The sequence below is a fragment of the Paenibacillus sp. OK076 genome (assembly GCF_900110055.1).
Classification (GTDB): Bacteria; Bacillota; Bacilli; order Paenibacillales; family Paenibacillaceae; genus Paenibacillus.
The window spans coordinates 541,133-566,586 of sequence record NZ_FOCH01000001.1 but is presented as its reverse complement, the minus strand read 5'-3'; the positions used below and the strand labels follow the sequence as shown (position 1 = coordinate 566,586).

The 25,454-nt window shown below is 45.2% G+C and carries 23 protein-coding genes; 2 read left to right on the top strand and 21 right to left on the bottom strand.

Annotated features, from left to right (window positions below):
* Positions 1 to 37 precede the first annotated feature (37 nt).
* The 12 genes from BMY78_RS02400 to BMY78_RS02345 form a co-directional block, all read right to left on the bottom strand.
* On the bottom strand, positions 38 to 5,626 hold the full coding sequence (locus BMY78_RS02400) for an S-layer homology domain-containing protein (protein ID WP_090894337.1): 5,589 nt from the start codon (positions 5,624 to 5,626) through the stop codon (positions 38 to 40).
* A 486-nt stretch (positions 5,627 to 6,112) separates the two neighbouring features.
* Entirely contained in the window at positions 6,113 to 7,486 is a 1,374-nt protein-coding gene (locus tag BMY78_RS02395) for an ABC transporter substrate-binding protein (RefSeq protein WP_090894336.1), read from the bottom strand.
* A gap of 294 nt (positions 7,487 to 7,780) precedes the next feature.
* A complete protein-coding gene (locus BMY78_RS02390) occupies positions 7,781 to 8,602 on the bottom strand; it encodes a carbohydrate ABC transporter permease (protein WP_090894334.1) in 822 nt (273 codons plus the stop codon).
* Positions 8,599 to 9,561 carry a carbohydrate ABC transporter permease gene (locus BMY78_RS02385; RefSeq protein WP_090894332.1) on the bottom strand — a complete coding sequence of 321 codons (963 nt, stop codon included), beginning with the start codon at positions 9,559 to 9,561 and terminating at the stop codon, positions 8,599 to 8,601. The genes BMY78_RS02390 and BMY78_RS02385 overlap by 4 nt, the downstream gene beginning before the upstream one ends.
* A 406-nt stretch (positions 9,562 to 9,967) precedes the next feature.
* A complete protein-coding gene (locus tag BMY78_RS02380) occupies positions 9,968 to 11,785 on the bottom strand; it encodes an APC family permease (RefSeq protein ID WP_090894330.1) in 1,818 nt (605 codons plus the stop codon).
* A 290-nt stretch (positions 11,786 to 12,075) separates the two neighbouring features.
* Complete coding sequence (gene rhaD, locus BMY78_RS02375; protein ID WP_090894328.1) at positions 12,076 to 12,921, bottom strand: rhamnulose-1-phosphate aldolase; 846 nt, start codon at positions 12,919 to 12,921, stop codon at positions 12,076 to 12,078.
* A gap of 393 nt (positions 12,922 to 13,314) precedes the next feature.
* Positions 13,315 to 13,836, bottom strand: a complete 522-nt coding sequence (locus BMY78_RS02370) for a GNAT family N-acetyltransferase (RefSeq protein ID WP_090894326.1) — start codon at positions 13,834 to 13,836, stop codon at positions 13,315 to 13,317.
* A gap of 122 nt (positions 13,837 to 13,958) precedes the next feature.
* Positions 13,959 to 14,642 (bottom strand): MORN repeat-containing protein, encoded by a 684-nt coding sequence (locus BMY78_RS02365; RefSeq protein ID WP_256222189.1) that lies wholly within the window; start codon positions 14,640 to 14,642, stop codon positions 13,959 to 13,961.
* 182 nt (positions 14,643 to 14,824) lie between these two features.
* Positions 14,825 to 15,112, bottom strand: coding sequence for a hypothetical protein (locus tag BMY78_RS02360; RefSeq protein ID WP_090894322.1), 288 nt, complete (start codon positions 15,110 to 15,112; stop codon positions 14,825 to 14,827).
* Between the two features lie 180 nt (positions 15,113 to 15,292).
* Positions 15,293 to 15,781, bottom strand: coding sequence for a DinB family protein (locus tag BMY78_RS02355; protein WP_090894319.1), 489 nt, complete (start codon positions 15,779 to 15,781; stop codon positions 15,293 to 15,295).
* 60 nt (positions 15,782 to 15,841) lie between these two features.
* On the bottom strand, positions 15,842 to 16,720 hold the full coding sequence (locus tag BMY78_RS02350) for a helix-turn-helix domain-containing protein (protein ID WP_143067000.1): 879 nt from the start codon (positions 16,718 to 16,720) through the stop codon (positions 15,842 to 15,844).
* A 286-nt stretch (positions 16,721 to 17,006) separates the two neighbouring features.
* Positions 17,007 to 17,426: a NucA/NucB deoxyribonuclease domain-containing protein gene (locus tag BMY78_RS02345; protein WP_090894316.1), complete on the bottom strand. Its 420-nt coding sequence runs from the start codon at positions 17,424 to 17,426 to the stop codon at positions 17,007 to 17,009.
* Positions 17,427 to 17,653: 227 nt separating this feature from the next.
* Between BMY78_RS02345 and BMY78_RS02340 the strand changes: the two genes are divergently transcribed.
* Together BMY78_RS02340 and BMY78_RS02335 are read left to right on the top strand one after the other, a co-directional pair.
* Positions 17,654 to 17,917 carry a DUF2642 domain-containing protein gene (locus BMY78_RS02340; RefSeq protein WP_371129113.1) on the top strand — a complete coding sequence of 88 codons (264 nt, stop codon included), beginning with the start codon at positions 17,654 to 17,656 and terminating at the stop codon, positions 17,915 to 17,917.
* A 219-nt stretch (positions 17,918 to 18,136) separates the two neighbouring features.
* Positions 18,137 to 18,871 (top strand): hypothetical protein, encoded by a 735-nt coding sequence (locus BMY78_RS02335; RefSeq protein ID WP_143066999.1) that lies wholly within the window; start codon positions 18,137 to 18,139, stop codon positions 18,869 to 18,871.
* Between the two features lie 173 nt (positions 18,872 to 19,044).
* Here BMY78_RS02335 and BMY78_RS33140 read toward each other — a convergent pair whose 3' ends face one another.
* The 9 genes from BMY78_RS33140 to moaC form a co-directional block, all read right to left on the bottom strand.
* Positions 19,045 to 19,482: an NAD(P)/FAD-dependent oxidoreductase gene (locus BMY78_RS33140; protein ID WP_256221921.1), complete on the bottom strand. Its 438-nt coding sequence runs from the start codon at positions 19,480 to 19,482 to the stop codon at positions 19,045 to 19,047.
* 51 nt (positions 19,483 to 19,533) lie between these two features.
* Positions 19,534 to 20,088 (bottom strand): flavin-containing monooxygenase, encoded by a 555-nt coding sequence (locus BMY78_RS33135; protein ID WP_256221920.1) that lies wholly within the window; start codon positions 20,086 to 20,088, stop codon positions 19,534 to 19,536.
* A 219-nt stretch (positions 20,089 to 20,307) separates the two neighbouring features.
* A complete protein-coding gene (locus tag BMY78_RS02325; RefSeq protein ID WP_090894311.1) occupies positions 20,308 to 20,544 on the bottom strand; it encodes a hypothetical protein in 237 nt (78 codons plus the stop codon).
* Positions 20,545 to 20,661: 117 nt separating this feature from the next.
* Entirely contained in the window at positions 20,662 to 22,293 is a 1,632-nt protein-coding gene (gene groL / locus BMY78_RS02320) for a chaperonin GroEL (protein ID WP_090894309.1), read from the bottom strand.
* Between the two features lie 73 nt (positions 22,294 to 22,366).
* Positions 22,367 to 22,648, bottom strand: coding sequence for a co-chaperone GroES (groES, locus tag BMY78_RS02315; RefSeq protein ID WP_024630746.1), 282 nt, complete (start codon positions 22,646 to 22,648; stop codon positions 22,367 to 22,369).
* Positions 22,649 to 23,099: 451 nt separating this feature from the next.
* On the bottom strand, positions 23,100 to 23,885 hold the full coding sequence (gene tatC / locus BMY78_RS02310) for a twin-arginine translocase subunit TatC (RefSeq protein ID WP_090894308.1): 786 nt from the start codon (positions 23,883 to 23,885) through the stop codon (positions 23,100 to 23,102).
* Between the two features lie 78 nt (positions 23,886 to 23,963).
* A complete protein-coding gene (locus tag BMY78_RS02305; RefSeq protein WP_064640077.1) occupies positions 23,964 to 24,212 on the bottom strand; it encodes a twin-arginine translocase TatA/TatE family subunit in 249 nt (82 codons plus the stop codon).
* Positions 24,213 to 24,413: 201 nt separating this feature from the next.
* Positions 24,414 to 24,899 (bottom strand): MogA/MoaB family molybdenum cofactor biosynthesis protein, encoded by a 486-nt coding sequence (locus BMY78_RS02300; RefSeq protein ID WP_024630749.1) that lies wholly within the window; start codon positions 24,897 to 24,899, stop codon positions 24,414 to 24,416.
* A 37-nt stretch (positions 24,900 to 24,936) separates the two neighbouring features.
* Positions 24,937 to 25,440 carry a cyclic pyranopterin monophosphate synthase MoaC gene (gene moaC, locus BMY78_RS02295; RefSeq protein WP_090894306.1) on the bottom strand — a complete coding sequence of 168 codons (504 nt, stop codon included), beginning with the start codon at positions 25,438 to 25,440 and terminating at the stop codon, positions 24,937 to 24,939.
* Between the last annotated feature and the right edge of the window lie 14 nt (positions 25,441 to 25,454).

Here is a 25,454-nt window from a genome sequence, read left to right as displayed (position 1 = left end):
TTGGCTCCCTTTTCATAGGAAAATTGACTAGTCTTGATTACTTCTCCTGAAACTCACTCGCTGACATCAACAGGGTTACAACTTCAGCACGAGTTGCTTCAACAAGCGGGTTAAACATGTTCTTGCCTGTTCCTTTCACCAGCCCTGCATCATATGCAGCTGCGATATAAGGCATGGCCCATGCAGGTATTTTATTTGCATCTGCAAAGGTTAATGTGGCATTCGATTCAACTGGAAGTCCGAGTGCTCTTACGAGCATAACCGTCATCTCTACACGGGATACTTTGCCAGATGCACGGAACGTCTCATCCGTATAGCCACTAATGATCCCTTGTTCTACAGCTTGAGCAATAAAGGATTGTGCCCATGCTGGAATTTTGGAGGCATCCTTAAACGTCAACGCCTTGCTGCTGGCTGGAAGTTCAAATGCTCTTGCCAGCATTACAATGAATTCAGCGCGTGTCGCCGGTGCATTTGGACGGAAGTTACCGTCCTGATATCCATTCACAATTCCCCGGGAAATGGCCTGCTCAATGGCAGCTGCTGCCCAGTGATTGCCGATATCTTTCAAAATCACACCCGGATCGGTTGGTGTAGTACCTCCTCCATTCCCATTCCCCGGAACGGAAGGTGTTGTAGGCGTGGTCGGAGTTGTTGGATTGGTTGGTGTTACAGGTGTGGTTGGTGTCGTTGTACCTCCACCACTATTACCACTGCCCGGATTACTTCCATTATTTCCACCGCCATTACCAGGGTTGCTTCCATTCCCATCACCCGGAAGTGAAGCTCCCTTCAGATCGGTACTACGTCCTTCCGTTGTCTGATTTACCGTACCTACCCGGTCCAGATGTTCATGGAAGACTTCATAATCGACCAGATTCAGTTCATAGTAGCGGTTATCATCTTTGGCTGTTCTCATGGCGCGGTAAAAGTCTCCACCGTTAGCCATAAACGAGTTCGTCGCTACGATGTAGTATCCGTTTGGATCGATATCCGTGTACGTACCATTAGCATTCTTAATCTGTACTTTGAGTACGCGTTGACCGACTTGGGTCACCGTATTAGATATGGCATCAATTTTCTCTCCCGGCTTCGTGGAATCGTAGTAGAAACGCATGCCTGAAACTTGCGGGAAGCGCCCTTCTCCTGTTTCCACGCCGCTCACACCATTTTCCAGCGCAGCCGTAATTTCCTTGCCTGTCATTTTTAGCGCAGACAGGTTGTTGCCGAATGGCATTACGGTCAACAAATCACCCAATGTAATATTTCCTTTTTGGAATGACGCCCGAATGCCACCACCGTTTTGGATTGCAACGTATCCTTTAACGTCGTTCTCCTTCACGATGGATTTCACTTTCTCCAGCATGCCGTCTGTCATTAGGTTCCCGAGGTTGCTTTCCTGCTTGCGCACAGTGCCGCGTTCTCCATCAAGGAATACATTCGTTTTACCGATTACTTCTTTTTTGAACTCAGCCAGAGGTTTCGCATAGCTTTCTAATTTCTTGGCTGCTTCCTTATCATCTGCGTAAACATAATTACCGGTGGCATCCTTCGCATCCAGGTTCAGCAATTTGCCGTTCCATGTTTTCAGTACGCCTGCTTCGTTGAACGTGACATCCAGTTGACCCAGGGAAACGTCATATTCTCCTGTCTGTACGACCAGCGTAGGATCAGTGTGCGTGTCTACAACCACCGGTTTGTTCAAAATGGTGTGCGAATGACCACCTACTACGATGTCGATGCCTTCTACCGCTTCTGCCAGTTTCAGGTCTTCCGAGTAACCCAGATGCGTCAGCGCGATAATTTTGTTGATACCTTCATCTTGCAGCATGTTCACTGTCGCCTGAGCACTTGCTTTGTAATCCTTAAACTTCAGATCATCTCCCGGTGATGACAGGGATACGGTATCCGGTGTCGTCAAGCCAAAGATTCCGACTTTCTCGCCGTTTACTTCCGTGATAATAGCCGGATAGATTTGGGAATTCTCGCCTGGATTTCCGATAGTACTGTTGTACAAGCTACCCAAACTCGCATCCTTGGTATAGTCAATATTGGCACTCACAAATGGGAATTCTGCTTGTTCAATAAATTTCTTGAGTACGCTTGGGCCTTTATCAAACTCATGGTTTCCAAAGGTCATGGCATCGTATCCGATCATGTTCATGAACTCCAGATCGGCCAGACCGTTAAAGAGGTTAAAGTACAATGTACCCGAGAATACGTCCCCTGCATCCAGCACCAGGGTGTTATCATTACGCGTTTCCTTAATCGCTGTTACGCGGCGCGGGATGTTATCCAAATGCGCGTGCGTATCATTGGTGTGCAATACACGGAGGTTGAAGTCTCCCTCTTCTGCCGTGCTTCCAATGCTCAGCTGCGCGAGCAGCGGATCATGGTCACTGACCCGACCATGGGAATCTTCGAAATCAGCATTCACATGAACTGCTTCGATCGCCGCAGTTTTGGACAGATTTTTGCTCACCAGAATGTGATCCAGTGTCTGAGAGTTTCCGTCATAGATGTAGGAATAACGCTTGTTCTCTGGCAGCTTGTTTACCAGATTGTCCAGTTCATTACCTTCAACAATATTCAATGTTTTGGAGAACTGGAAGTCATTGAAGTCGCCAAGAACAGCGACATTCACCTTAGGGTCTTTGTCGATCAATTCGGATACAAATTCATTGACAATTGTCGCTTGCTGCGCACGCTGCACTTCGCTGCTGCGGGTTACAGGCTGAACATTTCCAAATGGGGCTAAATCACCACCCTTGGAATTGAAATGGTTAGCGATAACAATCACACGTTCACCATTAAATTCAAACTCTGCCGCAAGTGGTTTTCTTGATGTTTTAAAAGCAACATTATCCGGTTGAATTCGCCCTGGATTCAGAGACAGATTTCCACTTGCATCAAGGGACAATGCAGTTTTTGCATCACCCTTGGTACCTGCTTTTAAGGATACCCGATCCGGATTGTACAGGAACCCTACACGAATGTTGCCTCCGGTTGCTCCCCCATCCATATTATTTAGCGGTGCAATATCGGTATACTGATAGCTTGGTCCATTATTGCTTTTAATTGCATCCAGAAGTGTTTTGAAGCTTTCACTCGCGTCTGTGTTTCCGCTATCTGTTGCGCCGTCGTTATCCTGAACTTCCATAATCCCGATGATATCAGGACTTTTCAGATTGTTCACAATAATTTTGCCGATTTTATTACCACGTGTCGCATCTTTTTTGCTGAAGTTCTCCACGTTAAACGTAGCAATGGTCAACTTGTCGTGGTTCGGTTCAATCGACGTCGTAGCCTGTTGCAAACCATTGGATACAATGGCAGGCAGGCTGTCTTCCAAATTTACTTTATAATTACTACCCGAATAAGAAAGCACTCCATTAATCGGACCTGTAAATTTATCACCCGTGGTCACAGCTTGAGAAGGTTTTTTATTAATGAACAAGCGTTGAGGATTTAGAGAACTTTCAAACTCTCCTGCTCCGTCTCCACGTAAGATTAACCCTCCTGCCGGAGTCTTCAATGGTTTATTAGGTTCATTGTCTACTGTCACTGCTAATCCAGGACTGCTGGAGTAAGGTCCAAGAATGGTTGCATCATTTAACTGAACACGCATGCCTTCAAGACTTTCATAGAAATCAATGGCATCCACATCGGGGTTGAATTCGCTCAATCCATCCGAATCAATGACATTCGGTATTACGCGGCCACCTTTTCCAATGATTACGGGTTGTGGCAATTCAACATTGGGTTGTTCCAACGTAATCTCAGAAGCTACAATTTCAGTGGTTGGCAGGTCTGTTGCACTTGCTGCATACTCTTTCACCTTGCCGGCAACCTTTACCTGGTCCTTGACCTTCATTCCATGATCTTTCTTATAGATTAAAATCCCCTCAGAAGTTGCTGGATCTCCATCTTCCTGACCAGGAATGGATTGCATATAGAATGAATCTGCGTTAACTAGAGATGTAACAATCCCATCTACATTCTGTACATTCAATCCATCATAAATGGAATAATGGCCTGCCCCCTGAATTTCGTGAATACGTACACCATCCACCCGATCCACCGCAGTATACTCAAAAGAAAAAATGGTGCTTACTCTGCTATCCGCAGTGGCAACAGCTTTAATGATTTGATCTTGATTAATCGTAATAGGCTGTGTGTATTCCGTTGAATTCACAGTTGGTTCGGAACCGTCCAGTGTATAGAAAATTTGGGCACCAACATATGAAGAAGTCAACGTAACTTCCGTTCCTTTTACAATGCCACCGGAAGGTGTGCTCGCTGTTACGGAGAGCAGATCTTCCAGAATATCCGACGCCGTTCGAGGAATCAACTCCAGACCATAAGTGGAATGGTAAGTCAAGACTCCTGTCACTTTATGATACGATTTGCCAACAGAGAGAGCAGATGGGCTGTTTTTGGCATAAATCAGCATTTCCCCGCCATGATCATCTGTCGCCGTATACGTGGAAGAGCTGCTTTTTGTCACCTGAATGTTGTTTACTTCGACAAGCATCCCTTCATACTGCCCTCCAGAACCCTTAGTCCCCCCCGCACCTGGAGCAAAATGGGATGAGTTGAGCGATACAGGTGAAGGTAGATCCTGTGACTTTTCAAAAGTCCGAACATAGCCACCCTGAAATCCGGATTTGCTTGCTTCAACTTGGACTAGGCCGTTGTAGATCGTAATTGGACCGTAGGCTTCTATCCGGTCTCCAACTTCCACACCAGAAGCATTGCCGCGCACAACGATCCCGGCATCGTTATCCTGAATATACAGATTGAATACACTTCCGGATAATTCGCTGTAAGTTACAATGCCTTGAACGGTAACGATCGTATTTTCAGTCGCTTTTCTTGCATCAGAGATGGAAATAGGGCTGTTGTCGACGATGGTGTAGTCAAATCTGGTAACATCGCTATTGTCGATCCCCTCTTTGACTGCGTAGGTTTCAATATGAGTTGCATCATTTACCGTGATGGGCACGGTGTAGGGAAGATAATCAGTGTCCGTATTCTGCTTGTAGTATACCGTTGCCCCGACTGTGGTTGTTTCCAAGGCCACCTTGGTCCCGGTTGGAACAGCGCCGGAAGCAGGATTGGCTGTGACGTTTGCCACTTTAGTTACAGGAGTCTCATCGATTAGTTGGAAGGTTGTTGAAGTGGAGTCAATGTATTTGAGGCCAGGAAGAGAAAGATAGGAAGATAACGTTCCATTGGTTATCCTGACTTTTTTGCCAAAAAGCTCGGGATTTTTATTTAATCCAAATATGTCCCGCACTGAGGGATCACTGGGAATTTGAACAGATATAATCTTGCTTAAATCCGTTTCCCCTGGAGTATCGGCAAGTCCGAAATTACTACCTCCGCTAAACGGAGCTTCGGTTTGAAGTTGGTTTTTAGAATTATTGTTAAAATACCCGATAACGTATCCTTCTACTGTCCCCGGTAATCCATCATTGCTGCGAGCTATCGCCTGAGCAACCGTTAACGGCTCGTCCGCCGCGGATGCCTTACTGCTGAACAATCCAGCCGGAATAGCACCCGTGATGAGCAGAACCATGGCCAGGAACAACCTGAGCCACCTCTTCATTTGCAGAACATGCATCTTTTACCTACCTCCATGTTTAAATTTATAATCATTTGTTCATGAAGCTTGTACATTAGTTCAAATATAAGATAACTGAACTTCTACTACGTGTAAACAATATTCTTTTAAAATGATATAAAACAGAACACAAACATCACAAAATTGATAATGAAAATTAAAAACAAGTAAAAAAGTACTACTTTACAGCTTTTATATGTCAGATTCATTGCTTACATAGTGGAATTTTGTGTATTTTAGCCTACGTTGAGTAACTTAAACTAACACGAAAGAGATAAGAATCTCTGCATTCGACATATATTGCTAGATATCCCTATAGCCCATGCGCCTTAAAGCGATTTGATTCAAGATCTTTTCACAGCAAAACGATGCGACAGTCAGGGTTGACCATCGCATTCGTCTCACTCATTTTGACATCCTAAGTTAAGCCATACATTTCAATTTTGCTAACCCCAGCGTGGAGTTTGTCCTACTGAAAGCAATAAGTTACTTCTTCACCGTGCTGTTATATTGCCCAATCTTGTCTGTAATTTGCTTCGCTGCTGCATCCAATACGTCTTGCGGTGTACCTTGTCCATTCAGAACGGTCTCGATCGCTCCTTCGACAATTTGACGGGCTTCGGGGAATACACCCATTACTGCCCCGGATGTTGCTGTCGAATTAGCGGAAGCGTGCAATTGGTCGACTGCTGTCTGGAATTGCGGGTACTTCGCCATATTATCCTTTAATACTTGCTCATCGTAGGCTGCTGTCGTAATAGGGAAGTATCCTGTCGCAACACTCCAGTTGGCTTGTACCTCAGGTGTAGCCAGGTACTTGATGAATTCCCAAGCGGCTTGCTGTTGAGCTTCGGATTTGTTATTCATGATATACAAGCTTGCGCCACCAACAACAACGCCGCCTTCTTTGGCATCTGCCGGACGTGGCAGGAAGCCTGTTCCCAGCTCAAATTTCCCACCAGCACCCTCCACAATTTTGCGCAATCCAGCGGTGGAATCCAGCGTCATACCGATTTGCTGTGCGGTAAACGCAGCGGTCGTATCGTCCGTGCTACGTCCCAGATTGGATACGGTTTTCTCGTCCATCATCTTTTTCCACCATGTCAAAGTCTTCACGCCAGCTTCGGAGTTCAGCATGGATTCGGTCGCTGCACCATTTCTTCCGTTACCATTGTTTACATAATCTGCATTCTGGTTCGCGAAGAACTGTTCCATAAACCAGCCATAGATGGCCATGGATGCGCCTGGTTTGCCGTCTTTCGCCAGTGCTTTGGCTGCTTGCTCAAACTCTTCATATGTCTTAGGCGGGTTCTCCGGGTCCAAACCAGCAGCTTTGAACATATCTTTGTTGTAATACAGAATTGGGTTCGATGTGTTGAACGGCATCGCGTTCAATTTGCCATCGATGGTGTAATAACGGATGATATTCGGCTCCAGTTGGGACAGGTCGAACTTGTCTTTATCGATAAATTGCTGTACCGGCGTAATCATGCCCGAATCGATCATGAACTTGCTGCCGATCTCGTACACCTGGATAATATCCGGACCACTGTCCGAACCCATGGAAGCTTTGAGTTTGTTCAGGCTCTCATCATATTTCCCTTGATAGATTGCCTTCACCTGAATGTCCGGGTGACTTGCGTTGAAATCGGAAGCGAGTTGATTAATGGCTTTCTCCCCTGCACCCGACATCGAATGCCACCATGTCAGTTGTACCGGTTCAGCAGCTGCAGCATCTGCCTGCGCTCCACCCGTTGTGCTTGTTGTTTCGGTTTTTCCGCCACAAGCGGACAAAACCAGCATAAGTGCAGCCAACATCAATGCAAATGTTCCTCTTTTTTTCAAACGAAACCCGATCATAATCGCTCTCCTTTTTTTGAGGCTCACGTCACAATAAGTCCTTTAACTTCTGCAAGGTGGCCGTTACGGTTACGAATCGTTCTTTTGATCGCTGTTATCACCGGATTTTTTTCATCTCCCTCAAAGGGGAAAATCCGGTGATAAAGGCGAACGCTTCGCTTCTACAGAATCGATTTCGTCCCCTCCACTACTTTTGCAGGCTTCAAAGAACATATTTCAAGAGTGAGGCCTTGTTTATTCGCTCCTGGGTATCCAAACCACAAATCCGTTAAATCCATAAAACTTTTAACTGAATCAACCCTTCAGGGCGCCTGCGGCCATACCGCGTACAAGCTGTTTTAAGCCAAAGACCAGAAGCAGCAGCGACGGTAAAATAACAAGCGCTGTGCCGGCAAACACCAGATTCCATGCCGTGGATTCCTGGAACTCCAGCATCGAGATTCCGATCTGTACTGTCCTCATCTCCGGAGTATTTGTGACGAGCAGCGGCCACAGATAAGAGTTGTACATGCTAAGGAACGAATAGATTGCCAATGTTCCAAGTGCCGGGCGGGACAATGGCAGGACATGGGACACAAAATACCGAATGTGCCCACAGCCATCCATCTTCGCCGCTTCAAACAGTTCCTTGGGCAGCTGCATGAAGAATTGTCTGAGCAGGAATGTACCGAAAGCTGTTGCCAGGAACGGAATGGTCAGCCCCTGATACGTATCGAGCCATCCCCAACTGCGTACTGTCAGATAGTTCGGAATCATGGTAACTTCCCAAGGAATCATCATCGTCGCCACAAACATGCTAAAGATGACGTTCTTGCCCTTAAACTCCATTTTCGCGAATGCATAGGCCGCCATACTCGCTGTAACAAGCTGACCAAGCATCGTCAGTCCTGCCACCAGAAACGTATTGCCGATAAACGTACCAATCGGAACGATATCGAATACTTCCGTGAAATTGGACAGGTCTATCGATTGCGGGATGATATGTGGCGGATACGCACTGGCATCCTCTGGCGTCATGACCGCCATGAAAAAGGTGTACAGCACCGGATACAGTACAAGTGCCGCACAGATTGTAAGCAATACATACAGCAATGTTTTGGTCCATGGTGTCCTCATTGGTAATGCACTTTCCTTCCCATCCATTTGAACTGAATCAGGGTCAGCAGCATAATGACCGCGAACAGGATAAGCGCCTGCGCACTCCCCGTCCCAAAGCGGAAATTAACAAAGGCTTCCTGATAGATGGAATATACGAATACATTGGTACTGTCCATCGGGCCACCCCGGGTTAGAATATTGATCTGACCAAACGATTGGAACGCACCAATGATCGATACAACAGTGACGAAAAACAGGGTTGGCGACAACAGTGGCATCGAGATTTTGCGAAAAGTAAGCAAAGGACCTGCGCCATCAATCTTCGCGCTCTCATAAATTTCATCCGGGATGCCCTGTAATCCGCTGGATAGAATAATGTAATTGAATCCGAGATTCATCCAAATCGTCATAATGGAGATCGATATTAACGCCCAATCCGGGCTGGTCAGCCAGGGAATTGGATCGATTCCAACTTTGCCTAATACATAATTCAGCATGCCCAAGGTTGGATGGAACAGGAACTTCCAGATGACCGCCGATGAACCGACAGACAATACCACGGGCAGAGAGAATACAAACTGGAATATACGCATTCCCTTGAAACGGTTGTGTGTTAATGCCGCTAGAATCAGAGCTGCCAGCATGCCAGTTGGCACTGTAAACAGAACAAATAGCAACGTCACTTTCATGCCTTGCAGGAACAGTCCGGACTGGAATACCGCCTTGAAATTGTCCAGTCCCACATAAGCTGCAATCTGTCCGGTAGGGTCAGTGGAATGCAGACTCAGGTACACCGACTTGAACATCGGATAAAACAGAAACACTGCAAATAAAAGCAGCGATGGTGCCAGGAAACCATAGGCCAGCATATTCTCCCGCATCCGCTGCACACGCAGCGAAGCTGTCCGGCGCTGACTCGAATTAGATACGCGCCGTCTGGCAGCAAGCAAGCCGATCCGGTTGTCAAGCTCACTCATCGGATTTTCTTCCCCCTTGATCTACGCATTCGGTGTGTGAACTTCATCACCCACATTACCTAGTGTAAAAGCCAACTGTCACAGCAGCATCGGTTCTGAATCAACGGAGCGTTAATCGTGGACAAGCAACTTTACCAAACAAGAGATGTTAGATAGACTTCAAAACAAGATCAGCAAACAGCAAAAAAACCGCAAGAACTCCCCTGATTTGGGAATGCTCGTGCGGCTTAATGTGTTAAGAGAAGATGAACACCGATTCGATATCAACTCCATAAATTTAACAGAAAACTGGATATTTAACATTAACGCAAAATGTTCAGTTGAAATTTTATAAGAAAATGGTTGGCATGTAAGCACATTACATACTCTTCTCATGCCCATTGCCTATTGTAATAGAAGAATCCTTTTATCGATTGAGATGGTACGGTACAGTGGTAACAATCACGTCTTTGTAATTGATCAGATAAGCACGGATCATGAAGCTGGTCTGATTATGCAGTACATTTTGCCACCAATGCTTAGTGATGAACTGCGGAATTAGTATCGTGATATGGTCTGTCTCGGCCGTCTTCCATTCCACGGTATCAATGAACTTCTTGAGCGGTCCCATAATGCTGCGGTATCTCGATTTAATGACAACCAGGCGAACGCCAGGGTTCCACTCTTCCCACTTCTGTTCCATCTTTCGGATGGCTTCATCATCGAACCCGATATACAAGGCAACCACATGATCTGACATCGTCTGGGCGTAAGAGATTGTATTCATGACCACCCTTGTAATGCCAGCCACCGGAATGACGATCGTATTGCCCTTTCTCACCGGTTTCTCCAGCTTGATATCAATCCGCAATTCATCCGCGATGTTGCAGTAATGACGGTGAATGCGCATGAACACGTAAACGACGAGTGGCAGGAAAATAAAGATAACCCAGGTTTGCGTGAACTTGGTGAATATAAAAATCAATGTAATCGACAGCGTGGTCAGCATGCCAATCGTATTGACGAGCAGCTTCACACCCCAGCCGGTTGGTTTGACTTTGATCCAGCGAATCATCATACCCAGCTGTGACAGGGTGAATGGAATGAACACACCCACGGCGTAGAGCGGAATCAGACTTTCCGTATTTCCTTTGAATCCGACTACCAGCAAGGCTGACATCACACTGAGAAAAATAATACCGTTCGAGAAGCCAAGGCGGTCTCCTCTAACCATAAACATATGCGGCATATATTTATCCTTTGCCATCATGAAGGACAGCAGCGGGAACGCAGAATACGCCGTATTCGCCGCCAGGAACAAAATCAAGGCCGTCACACCCTGAATAATAAAATACATCGCACCCCTGCCAAACGTAGCCTCGGCAATCTGGGAAATAACTGTAGCTTTCGGATCAGGCTTAACCCCGTAACCATAAGCAAGCAACGTGATCCCGATAAACATGGCTCCCAGAATACAACCCATAAGCATCAAGGTTCCCGCTGCATTTTTCTCGGCAGGCTGCTTGAAGTTCGGAATAGCGTTACTCACCGCCTCAACTCCGGTCAAGGCCGAACAACCCGAGCTGAATGCCTTCAGCAGCAAGAACAGACTCACATGTGACATACTCGTTCCGAATTCAGGGGCGGCAGCTTCCATGCCACCAGCGAGAAATTTGATCCCCCCGGAGATAATCAGAATCGCAATCGAAAAGATAAACAGATATATGGGGATCGCCAGTACGGAAGCAGATTCCGTCACCCCTCGCAAATTCATAATGGTCAGAAATACAATCATGATCAGTGCAATGACTATGCTGTAATCATGAAGCATGGGAAAGGCAGATGTAATCGCATCAGTCCCTGCGGACGAACTTACCGCCACAGTCAGAATATAATCGACCAGCAAAGATCCTCCGGCAATCAAGCTCGGAGCCGTACCAAGATTATCCTTGGCTACGATATACGCGCCGCCTCCCGTAGGATAAGCAAATATCGTCTGGCGGTAGGAAAAAATTAAAATGACGAGTAATCCCAACACGGCGATGGAGATGGGAACAGAATACCACAAGGCGGCGAATCCGGCCGCAACGAGCACCAGTAAAATCTGCTCCGTACCGTAGGCAACGGACGATAGTGCATCGGAGGACAGGATGGCGAGTGCCTTCCATTTCCCCAATTTTTCTGCATCCAATTCAGCCGATTTCATAGGCTTGCCTATTAAGATTCTCTTCATTTTGCCAAGCATGATCATAACTTCCTTCCGTCTTTCATCTGTGAAGCATTGTTATTATGCAAAATCGCTGAGCCATTGACAATACGTCATTTCACCCGAATTTCGTCAGCGTGTGATAATGCATCCTACGATTCAATAATCGATAACAAAGCCGCGCTTTATTAGCTTTTTGAACTTTTTTGAACCAAAATGGCGTTTGTTCCCGAAAAAAAAGGAAATGGCCTTCGGTTTAATAAACCAAAGACCATTCATATTAGACTGTGTTGGAGCTCTTTCTTTTATACGATCTCATTACGTCAAACCTACATACTCAAAATGCCAGGACGTGGAGTCACACCAAAAGCCTGGGCCAATGTAGCTAACTGATGGTCCGTAATTCTCTGTCTGATCTCATGACCTGCAACCAGCATATACACCTGGGCCGCCTTCTCAATGGTCTCGATGAGACCAAATGCTTCATCAATCGTTGTACCCGTTCCAAAAATCCCGTGCTGCGGCCAGATGACCGTGTGGTAATCCTTCATTTTCTCAGCCGTTTCCCGTCCGATTTCATTCGATCCAGGCACCATCCACGGAATAATACCAACACCGTCAGGAAATACAACCACGCATTCCGTACACATCTGCCACAGCGTCTTTGTAAATTTCATCTCATCCAACTCATGTATAAATGTCATCGCCAGAACGTTGGTCGCATGGTTGTGCATCACAACCCGGTGATTGGGGTCGACTTTCAGACGTTCAATATGACTCATAAAATGCGTAGGCCATTCACTCGTCGGGTTCGCTCCCGACTTTAGCCCCCACAGCACTTCCAGCTCCTGTCCATCATTCGATACACGCAGCACCCCCAGATTGCTCTCTGGATCAGCCAATACATTTTTGAAATATTTGCCCGAAGCTGTCACGATAAAATATTTACCTGCCAGCTCATGCATCGAAAATGCAGGTTTGATCTTGCGAATAACATGGTTGATATCAATATATTGGGCGACTTCCTCTTCCTCCAGCAGATAGCTGACATTGCCACCGTTTCGTTCATCCCAGCCGTTCTTCCACATATGTTGAGTAATTTCCGCCATCTCACGAACAAATGGGATATGGAATCCCGCCGTTTGCGTTGTTTCATTGGTAAGGGTCACGTTCATCATCATTCTCTCCTCATGATAAAAAATAGACTTCCCGTCACGTACATAGTAAGTTCCTTTTTTCACATTCATTATACCTTTGTTTATCTTTGTAAGTCAATATTACACAGATAAATACCCCCTATTTATTTTTGTTTACGTTTGTTTTATGTACAATTATAAAATTAAGCAAAAAAAATACCTCACCGGCGTCCGGCGAGGTCAGTCACACATCTATCTAACACGAGAAGGGGTTTACAAGAATTATCTTACCTCTGCTACCTTAATAGAAGCTGAAAATGAAATAAAAAAACGATGAAAACCCATTTACCAAAAAATTACGGTCAACACCGCTACACATCCATTTAAGCTATATATTTAAAGACCTTGAGTTACCCTGAATGTGCAACGTATTTATTCCTTTTTTAGCAAATAGGATGGGTGCATCAGCCCTGTCGGTTCATAACGCTCATCGCGTACATATTGGAATCCCAGCTTGGATAGCATGTGACGTGACACTTCATTATCTGGATGATGCCCAGCAAACAACGCTTTAACCTTCAGTTCTCCAAATGCATAGTCAATTACCGCCCGTGCTGCCTCCATGGCATAGCCCTTACCCCAGTAATCCCTGGTAAGATGAAATCCCAGTTCATATATCTCTTCTTCCGGAGAATAGGGGCGCAAACCGCAGCAACCAACAAATACTTCCGAATCTTTCTCAAAGAGGGGCCAATATTGCACTCCCACCTCTTCTTGCCTTTTTATTTCCTGCGTCAACCGCGCTTCCACTTCATCCTCACTCAGAAACCCCTTGCTGCTGATCCACTTCGTTACCTCAGGATCTCCCCATAGAGCTGACGCCAGAGCACGGTCTTCTTCATTCCATGTCGAGAATACAAGTCGCTCGGTTTCAATAAACGTTATTCTGTTCATGTCCAATAACCTCCTGTTTCACAACATCAGTCTTCTATACCACTTCTACAATGAATTACTCGAATAGCCGCATTAGTAAACAAAAATATAATTTCACACGTTATATCATTCAAGATTAATAACTATAATTTCTGAGCCAGTTTCTCAAACTGATTAATATGAGGCTTAATCTCTTTTTCTACACTTTTGATAAAAGAACTAAATTGCTTCTGACTGAATTCATCTCCAACACCGACATCTTTGTATACTTTTCCTTTTTGATATGTAAATGAAAAGAAATAACCGACCTTCAATCCATCTAATATATTCCCGGCATCTCCCAGAATTTTAAGACTCATATTAGAATCCTTGTAAACAAAAGAATAAGGAGGGTCTGCCACAGTAATATGTCGAACCTCATACCCTGTAATCCACTGATCTTTCGTAAATGTTCCAGTTTGAATTCTTGCTTCCTGCATTTCATCGGTCAGCGAAGTTTCTTTAATAAGCAACTCACCCTTCCCTTCTTTTTTATCATTCTTCCAGAACCCATCATATTTAAGCTCAGTAATGCTGTCCTCTCCACGTGTAACTACTTTATAAGTACCTTGTCCCGAACGTTTGCCTGATACCCAGTTCCCCTTATAAGTCTTGCTCTTACCCCAGGTCATCGTTCCATAGCCATGAGGCTTGCCATTCTTGGTTTCACCATAATAAGTTACTCCATTCCCAAACTCCAAGGACCTCATTGAAGAGGCTGCGTCTAAAATGTGTAAAGGCATGAACAACGATAAACACAAGGTGAATCCCAAAACGTAAAACAACATCTTTTTCAAAATTTACAATCTCCCTTTCGTTTTGATATAAGAATACATTATTCCTATAACAACTACTTAAATTTATAATCCCCTAGTATAATATCATTTCAACCCCAGATGCATCCATAAAAAAAAAGAAACCCTCTGCCGACAACATGTCCGACAGAGGTTCACAAAGCACGCTACATTCATTAGAAATCAGATGTTGCGATTTGAATTGTGCCTGTTGAAGCACCTGACGGAGTAGTCAACAAAGCAGCTACGAGCAGCAAATCAACAGACAGCGTAAGGCTGTTGCCTGCAGGGATCAAATACGTGATCACTGGAGCGTTAACACGAGTCACAACCAGGTCTACCGGGAAAGGACCAAAATTGTTCACTGTGATGCTGGCATTCGTGCCTCCAGCAAGGTTTTCATAATATGATTTACCCACACTAGCCTCTAAGGCATAAAATTGTTGCGGTAAAAGGATGGCCATGGAAATCACCTCCTTTTGCTTTGATACGGTATTCTATGTTTGGAATCTATTAATGTAACGGTAAAATGACCGTGTGATAACGTCCATTTTGATAGAGATGCTAGAATATTAGACACAAAAAAAAAGCCCCGCCAGATCATCCGGCGGAGCCAATAATAACCATATTCATACTTTAAGGTTCTAAGCGTACAGCATGAAAAAGTTCAACTCATGCCCCTGCTGTTTGAGGTAATTATACAACTGTGAACGGTGATGGAACACATGCGTTAGCGTTTCAATCTGCCACTGAGCCTGCAAATGACCATGCTCCATATAGAAAGCTTTGGTTGAACGATTCAACAGATCTTCTTCGCTGAGTGATACAATATAAGCCTTGTAGGCTTCCAAATTGCCCCAAAGTGCTGCCTCCAACTTTTCAATATCCTCGATCCCTGACAGGCTATTCTCTACCACACCAACCTCAGCTTCGCTCTTCTCCTGCATAATGGCGAGGTCCGATGCCGTGATCTGAATAAAATGATGAACCAGTTCCACCAGTGAACGCATATTGTCCTGCGGGCGGTAAGCCCAATCCTCTGGACGGATCAGACGAATCAGGCTCGCCCCCGTACGTACTCCCGTCTCCAATTCATTGAGCAGATGATCCCGCATTTGCAACGTTCCATTCATATATGATATCTCCTTTACTATTATTCTCACGATTTCAGTATAACGGAAGAGGCAACCGAGTTATTGTACAAATCGGACAACCTTTTGTCGATGTTCTTTGGCAGCGGTCAGCGGAGTTTCTCCATAAAACTTGCGGAATTGACGAATCAAGTGAGCTTGGTCAAAGAAACCATGATTCAGGGCCAGTGCTGCCCCATCCAGCGTATGCCCCTGATGAATACTGCCCAGGACACGGTGAAAACGAACCACCTCACTGAATCGCTTCGGACTGATTCCGACCCATTCTGCGAACTTCCGATGCAGCTGGCGTTCGCTGACAACTTCTCGCATGGCCAGCTCGCTGACGCTCATACGTCCTCCATCGATAAAGATGCGATGCAGCGCGTTTTTCATCAGATCATTCTCATATGTACTGGTTTGCACGGATAGTGGACTCAGATAGGCATTCATTACCCGCACCCGTTCTTCAAAGGTTCTTGTTCCAGCCATCCGCTCCTGAAGCTCATTCAACCTGACTGGCCAACATTCCTCAAGCGGAATTCGCATGTCCGTAAATCCTTCCAATGGCAGACCATGAAACACGTACGCCCCTCCCGGAAAAAAACGTACGCCAAATGTGTAATCAGCAGAAGGACTTACATCGGATGCCTCGGGCACAGAGAACGGATGCGAATAATTGCCACAGTACGCATAGGAATGAACCGAACGGACCGCGTCGTATGTAATCAGCATATCCGTGCAACCATCAGGCAATACCCGAGCGGGCACTGAGATCGTTTCCTGATCTCGCTCTCCCTCATGCGGAATAAAACCTGATTCCCAATAACAGGCTACATGAGCCATCAGGGAAACAGAAGGTATTCGCTCAAAATAATAGGTATTTCTATCTGTCCCATTCATCTGAATGGGTCTGAACAGCGGATGCAGGCTGGGGTCCACGAACCATCCCTCCGTTACTAGCATTTATGTATATATCTATCATACCATTAACCGATGAAATGAAGAAAAAAAGTGCCCCGCCGGACGATCCGACGGAGCTAGTCACACATCTATTTAACACGAGAAGGGGCTTACAAGACTTATCTTACCCCTGCTACCTTAATGGAATCTGAAATGAAGATGAAAAGAACATCAATTTTTATGGGCAACGCCGGAGACATTTATTGCTCCCATGAAGGATTAAGCGCTCTAGCCATGGCACGAATATAATCCTGACTAGCCCGCTTCATTTTACTGTAAACTTGATCCTTGTCCCATCCGCATATTTTTCCAACTGATTGCCCACCCAGGAGCCAGCTCCCCTGTTATCACTTGGACTTATGTATCTAATATCAGCGCCCGCGCCACCTTCTTCACACATCGCCATCGGCCACTCATCCCGGTCATAACCCGCCTTGGTCGGATAGCCTTTCAGCGACTCTCTGCGATTGGCATCCGCCCCATCCCGATCAATGGTACAAACTGCCGAATGTCCTGCTGCAATGGCATCACGAATATGTGCTCCTGTCTCCGGGTAACGATCCATCGGGAAGGTCAACGTGTACGTGGTAGCAGCACCCTGGACTGTTGAAGAGGGCTGTACATATACACTCCCAGATAAAGCCATAACAAGAATAAGGACAAGCGTACACCACTTCTTAACCATCCAAACACCTCCAAATAATGTTAAATACCCTCTCAGTTTACAGACGCATTGTGAGAGAGTATCGCACCATTTGTAAAATAAATGGAAGAAATGATGTTACATGTTGACCTATTGACAAGCGATTTGCCTTGTTGGAATTTTAAAATGATGGACTTTAGGTCAAACGCCCAGTCGTTTGGGTAGGCAATCGCATAGAATGCCGTATAAATGATTTGGGAGGTTTTTTCTTGAATAATTATCACATGATGCATCCAATGGCCAACTCACATTATGTACCCCACATGCCACATAACATTGTCGTTCATCCAGTGGATCATTGCGTAGTCGAAAGTCTGATGTCCCTGGTTGGAAAAGTAGTTATCCTGGAAACGACTCGCGGTAGACTGGATGGATGTGTGGTTGCTGTTAAACATGACCATGTTGTACTGGAGGAAAGAAACAGAAAATTCTTCGTGCGTATTGCCGAAATCGTCTGGATTATGCCTGACTAAATATCGATTGAGGGCTAACGAATCGAACGCCTCTTAAAATGTAGGATTAGACCACACTTAAGAGATGACTCCTTTACTGCACGTGCTGCAGAGGAGTCATCTTTTTAGTCTGCTCGTTCCACTGTTCATCTTTTTTAAAAAAACGCGTACAGGTTTAAAGTTTCTCAAAGGAACATTATAATGAGAGTACGAAATAACGATGCACTACGAGGTGAGAATTTGCAATATCTGTTTATAATACTATTCATCCTAGGTTTTATGGCTTTCTTCGTATTTATTGTTTTGATGGTCTTATTCATACGAAAACATAATCGGATATCGATAAGGCATGTGATGTTAACGGCGGCATGTTTTGCAATTGCTTCGATCGGAATGTATGGCATGTTGGCTTTACCTTCAAATTCTCCGCAATCATCTGGGACAAATCACACGGAGAAACACGAATCTGGCCCAGCTACAACAGAGGAACATCATGCACCTCTAACTCAAACGAATGCCTCTGGCTTCCATATGACAATGGAGGAATTCAAAAACAAATTTAATGGCGCCGTGGGCAAATACCGATTGAATGGTTTGAGTATTACCAGCTTGAATATGAAAGACTCTTCAGAGCAGGATACTGGCGCTTTCGAATATTTATTTAATGATAAATTAAGATTGGTTGGTACATTAAATTCAGATCAAAAAGTACAAGAAGTCAGGTTGTACGAGACTGGTGATATCAGCGAACCAACGGGTGGAATCTTTTTGACGGCTATCGCTACACTTATTCTGACAACCAATAACGAGTACACGTATAATGATGCGCAAGACGTGATTCAGGATATCGGCATATTGGATCGTGATGTAAGTCAGAGTAATTTTGATGGAACGACGGTTCGAAATGGATATGAATATCGCTTCAGCGTACAGGATCATGATCACTCTACTTTTGAAATAACTGTTGCGAAATAAGACCCCATTGTGTAAAGAGGCCGCTCCATGAAGGAACGGCCTAACGTGTGATATGTACTGTTTGGATAGTTCAGCTTTTGTAATTGTGAGCTCCTCTTTTTAGGAATATACCCAAAAATGTGACTTATGGTATTCGCTAATCATCCCTAGCATCTGCTCTAGCATGATGTGTCTTACCTTTGAATCACATGATTAACGATACTCTGAGCATCGTATTTAACCCATCCCAATAGTGCTGAACCTCGTGATGTTTGCCAAGGCAGCCCTACAAAATATAGTCCAGCAACCGGTGATACGCCTCTCTCGTGTAAAATTCCACCTTGGGAATCAAAAGCAGTAGTGATATCAATCCAACCATCATTTCGTTTAAACCCCGTCGCCCAGATAATATTATCTATTCGTGTCTCACTACCATCCTCATACAGGATGAGGTTATCTATTGCATTTATAGCACGTGGACACTTGTTAACTTGCCCTTTAATGATCAACTCTTTTAACTCATAGCCATAGACGTACTCTGGCTGATTTCGCAACCATTTTCCAACCATACGATCTGCACTTGCACGTAATACTCCGAGCTTTTCAAAATACCAGAATATACTTCGTTTCATAACATGCAAAGGCCTAAAGGTTATATTTCGAGCTATAGATATGTATACGGTTTATTTATCATCTGATGCTAACTCCACGGCGATTTGGGCACCTGAATTCCCACCGCCTACGACTACTGTTGTTCCAGGAAGCAATTGAGAGCGGTTTTTATACTCTGATGAATGAAGCTGAATTACATTCTCGGATAATGACTTCGCAAAATGAGGAACATTTTTGGTCTGGAAAGGCCCCGTGGCAACGATAATATTGCGCGCTTCAATTATTCCATCATTGGTTTCAGCATAGTACACCTCATCTTGCTTCGAGAGACGGGAGATTACACAGTTTAACTTTATAGGAAGATGCATTTGCTCGGCGTAACTTTCAAAATAATCTGCAATTTCATCTTTGCTTGGCAGGCCATTTTCATTTCCACTAAGCGGCATTCCCGGTAATCCGTCATACATTCGTGGGGTAAAAAGATGCAAGGAATCGTACCGTTTACGCCAAGATTCCCCGACATATGAGGCAGCGTCAACGATTAAGAAGGTTAACCCCGACTGCTGAAGATAGTAACCTGCTGCCAAGCCTGCTTGCCCAGCTCCGATAACCAATACATCATACATATGTATCATCTCCAATATCACTTATGCATTATTATATGAGCACTTATTCATATGTTCATTTTACTTAACAACTGTCTGTTTAGCAATAGAAGAGAACATATCACTACTTTTTTCAAAAAAATAAACATAAAAAAAGACTCCCTCACGGGAGCCTTTAATCAGTTTATCCTAGTTTGCCTGACGTATTTATGATGCTATTCCTGATATGTTCGTTATTTATTACCTCGTGTATCGATCGATGTCATCGATCGCAGATTGATGCTCTCTTCTATGATGATCTTCATGCTGACGAACGTCGTTTTTTAACTTGGCTAAGAATCCCCACCCCATAAATACAAGTAAAAGTACGGTAATCAACGCATAAGCGAAGCTATATAGATTCATGTAAAAATTGATGAAAATTGCACCAAGCATCAAGCCCAGAATCCATAATGTCCACTTTGTACTCTTTCTCAAATGATTTCCTCCCTCAGTTAAAACATAAATTCAAATCACCCTATCTAATTAATGAAAAAAAAGGCTCCCTTTCGGGAGCCTTTCATCTTCGGCATTAAAAGGTTTTTACACCTTTTATTACATCATGCCGCCCATTCCACCCATACCGCCCATGTCAGGAACGCCAGCAGCGCCTGCAGGTTCTGGTTTGTCAGCGATAACCGCTTCAGTAGTCAGGAACATTGCTGCTACGGAAGCAGCGTTTTGCAATGCATAACGTGTTACTTTCGCAGGGTCAACGATACCCGCTTCGATCATGTTAACCCACTCGCCAGTCGCAGCGTTGAAGCCTACGCCAGTTTGTTCTTTTTTCAGACGTTCCACAATTACGGAACCTTCTTCGCCAGCGTTAGCTGCGATTGTGCGAATTGGAGCTTCCAGAGCGCGCAGGACGATGTTTACGCCCGTTTGCTCGTCGCCGGACAGGCTTACACCTGCAACCGCGTTATATACGTTCATGAGCGCTGTACCACCACCGGATACGATACCTTCTTCAACCGCAGCGCGAGTTGCGTTCAGGGCATCTTCGATGCGCAGTTTGCGTTCTTTCAATTCTGTTTCAGTAGCCGCACCGACTTTGATTACTGCTACACCGCCGGACAATTTAGCCAGACGCTCTTGCAGTTTCTCTTTGTCGAACTCGGAAGTTGTTTCTTCCAGTTGTGTACGGATTTGGCTTACACGTGCATCGATATCGGATTTGTTACCAGCACCGTCAACGATGATTGTGTTTTCTTTCGTTACACGGATTTGACGAGCTGTACCCAGTTGTTCCACAACAGCGGATTTCAGGTCCAGACCCAGTTCTTCCGTGATCAATTGGCCACCAGTGAGGGCAGCGATATCTTGCAGCATTGCTTTACGACGGTCACCAAAGCCAGGAGCTTTAACAGCTACAGCGTTGAATGTTCCACGCAATTTGTTCACAACCAGCATCGCCAGTGCTTCGCCTTCGATATCTTCAGCGATCAAAACAAGCGGTTTGCCTTGTTGAACGATTTTTTCAAGCAATGGCAGGATTTCTTGCGTGTTGGAGATTTTTTTGTCTGTGATCAGGATGTACGGGTTGTCCAGAACAGCTTCCATTTTGTCCGTATCCGTGATCATGTATGGAGAGATGTAACCGCGGTCGAATTGCATACCTTCAACCACTTCCAGCTCGGTAGCGAATCCACGGGATTCTTCAACCGTGATAACGCCGTCTTTACCCACTTTTTCCATAGCTTCAGCGATCAGTTCGCCTACTTCTTCGTCAGCTGCAGAAATTGCTGCAACTTGTGCGATGGATTGTTTGGTTTCAACTGGTTTGGAGATGGATTGCAGTTCAGCTACAGCAGCTTTAACCGCTTTGTCGATCCCTTTACGGATACCGATTGGGCTGGCGCCTGCAGTTACGTTTTTCAAACCTTCTGTGATCAGCGCTTGAGCCAATACAGTTGCAGTTGTTGTACCGTCACCGGCAACATCATTGGTTTTGGTTGCTACTTCTTTAACCAGTTGTGCACCCATGTTCTCGAATGCATCTTCCAGTTCGATTTCTTTAGCAATCGTTACACCGTCATTCGTGATGAGCGGGCTTCCGAATTTTTTCTCCAGAACCACGTTACGGCCTTTAGGACCGAGTGTTACTTTAACTGCATTAGCCAATGCGTCCACACCACGAAGCATGGAACGACGAGCGTCTTCACTGAATTTAATGTCTTTAGCCATGGTAAGAAAACCTCCCTAGTATATTGTGTAAAATGGTGTTGCTATATGGTTCGGTTAACCGATTAAATTTGAATTAGTCGAGAATCGCGTGAATATCGCTTTCTTTCATAATCAAATATTCTTTACCTTCGAACTTGATTTCTGTACCGGCATATTTGGAGAAAATAACGCGATCTCCTTCTTTCACTTCCAGAGCTACACGTACTCCGTCTTTCAATACTCCAGCGCCAACAGCAATAATTTTACCCTCTTGCGGTTTTTCTTTAGCGGAGTCCGGCAGTACGATCCCGAAAGAAGTTGTTTGCTCTTGCTCCAGTGGTTCTACCAATACGCGTTCACCTAAAGGTCTGATCATGAAAAATAGCCTCCTTTTGAAATTATATAACGTTACATTGTAGGTTGTAGCCATATGTATTAGCACTCGACAGTGTTCAGTGCTAACAACCAACTTTATGATACTTCAACTTGAAGCATGATTTCAAGTCCTTTTCATGAATTCTTGCGAGATTTTACGTTGTATTTACATCAACCCAGCCAAAAAACTCCCGATTGGCCTGTGTAAATGCCATAATACCTTTTTAACTTATTCCACAGAATCCGTAAGTCCTCCTGCATCGTTCTCAGGCAGCCCTTTTCCATTGTATCCATTGTTGAACATAATATGCCTGCTTGTCCCGTACATCAGAATATATAACCGTAAAAGTTTGTCGCCCTTCATATCCCGGGTAAGAACTGACCGCCTTATCCCGGGGATGGGCACCATACAAGATTAACACAGTTACAAAAATCGTATGAAATCTCTCTTGTTATACTGCGCTCTGCTTATCATCCTCGTCACGAACATATCGTGACTCGATCGCTGCATCAGCTGCAAGCTGTTTGCGATACACAAAGCCAGACAGAAACACACTGATCTCATATAACAGGAGCAAGGGAATCATCACAAGAAAATCGGAAATAAAGTCAGGTGGTGTGACCACAACCGCAATGAAAATCAGGACAAAATACGCGACTCTGCGCATTTTGCGAAGCCTGATCGGATTCAATATCCGCAGTCCTGTCAGGAACATAATGATTAACGGAAGTTCGAACAACAGGGATACCGGCAGTACAATGCCAAACAAAAAACTGAAATACTGCTTCATTCCGTAGGTCTCGACAAGCCCCATTTTTTCCGTAATTGATGAAGTAAAAGAAAGTGCCATCGGGAAAACAACGTAGTATGAGAAAGCTAACCCGATCAGAAATAACAGAAATACATAAGGTACGTACTTCAGCGTGGCTTTTCGCTCACGCGGCCGCAGACCTGGACTGACAAACTTCCAGAGCTGAAACACCGTAAACGGCAGCGTAATGACCAGCGAGAATAGTCCGGCAATCTTCATGTAGATGCCAATCCCATCCCAGAACGAGAAGGCATGCAGTACAAACCCCTGAGCAGTCTCTGCCTTCGTCAGATATTGATACACCGGGTCCGCTACCAGAAAGCCTGCCACCAGCCCCAAAATAAAAATACTCAACACATAAATCAACCGCTTGCGCAGCTCACTCAAATGTTCTGTAAGCGTCATTTCTTCCTTCTGCTGCGTCATGCCTGCCCCCCATTGTTGCCAGCTTAAAATACAAAACCCTTCCGGCAGGAAGGGATTTCTCTTTCATTGCCGTCAAAGTTATTCCGGCAGGCGTTTGTCCTCAGGCTTGTCTGCAGATGCAGTCTCAGATGCCAGCGGCTTCGCCTTTTCCTGTTCCTTGCGACTGGATGAATCATCATCCGAAATAATCTCACGTGCGCCTTCTTTGAATTCACGGAAAGTGCGTCCGACTGCCCGTCCTAATTCCGGAAGCTTGTTGGGCCCAAACAACAGCAACGCGATAACGGCCAGCAAAATAAAACCTGTTGGTCCAATTGAACTAAACATGGATATTATTCCTCCTCGTTTCAAGCTTCAAAGATGCACACGCTTGGCCATAGGCTCATAGATGTCTTTGCTTCATTTTGAATTATGTCAATCATACCATAGATGTAACCACTTACATAACCCACATTATTCACAAGAGAGACCTCGACATCCAATCATTTTTCCCTGCTTGATTTCCACCCGCTACTATAAGTTTCACACTTATTGCTTGAACTGCCCCGTAACCATCAGCAGCGCTTCCGGAAGCTGATCCATAATGGCCGCCAAATGCTCATGCACACCCTTCGGTGTACCTGGCAGGTTGACAATCAATGTACGTCCGCGAATACCACATACGCCGCGGAACAGCATGGCAGAACGATTCTTGCCCATGACACTGTATCTCATGGCTTCAGCCATGCCTGGAACTTCCCGTTCAATGACCCGCCGGGTCGCTTCTGGAGTAATATCACGAATCGCAAGCTCCGTACCTCCAGTGGTCAATACCAAATCAGCGTGAAAATAATCTGTCATCTCAATCAAAGCCGCAATAATCTCATCGGGTTCATCCGGAACGATGCGGTACTCCACGATTTCCCCACCCAGTTCTTCTTCCACAAGTTCCCGGATCACTTGGGCACTCGTATCCTCACGTTCCCCGCGGGCCCCTTTGTCGCTGGCTGTCAGGATTGCTGTTCTCCACACCATAAAGATCACCCTTCTCCTCTATGAAAATAAATGTCCCTTATCGGCTGAAATCGCCGTTTTTGCCACCACTTTTGAAATTCAGCATGGTTGGACCGATAATCATATCTTTTTGCATGGCTTTACACATGTCATAGATCGTCAGTGCCGCAGCCGACGCCGCCGTGAGCGCCTCCATCTCGACACCTGTCTTTCCTTCGGTTTTGACCGTAACTTCAATCTGCAATTCATCGACACCGTTGTCATGAAAACGGATATCCACACCCGTTAATGCCAATGGATGGCACATCGGAATCCAGTCCGACGTTTTCTTGGCGCCCTGTATGCCCGCAATTTGAGCCACAGCCAGAACGTCACCTTTGCCGATGCGGCCCTCCCGAATGGCTTCAAGCGTAGCCGGATTCATCGTCACTTTGGATACCGCCACAGCTGTACGCACGGTACTTTCCTTACCCGAAATATCAACCATCCGGGCTCGTCCCTGTTCATTAAAATGAGTCAGTTTGCTGCCGGAAGCCTGGTTGTTATTCGTTTCTGAATTCAATCACATCACAACCC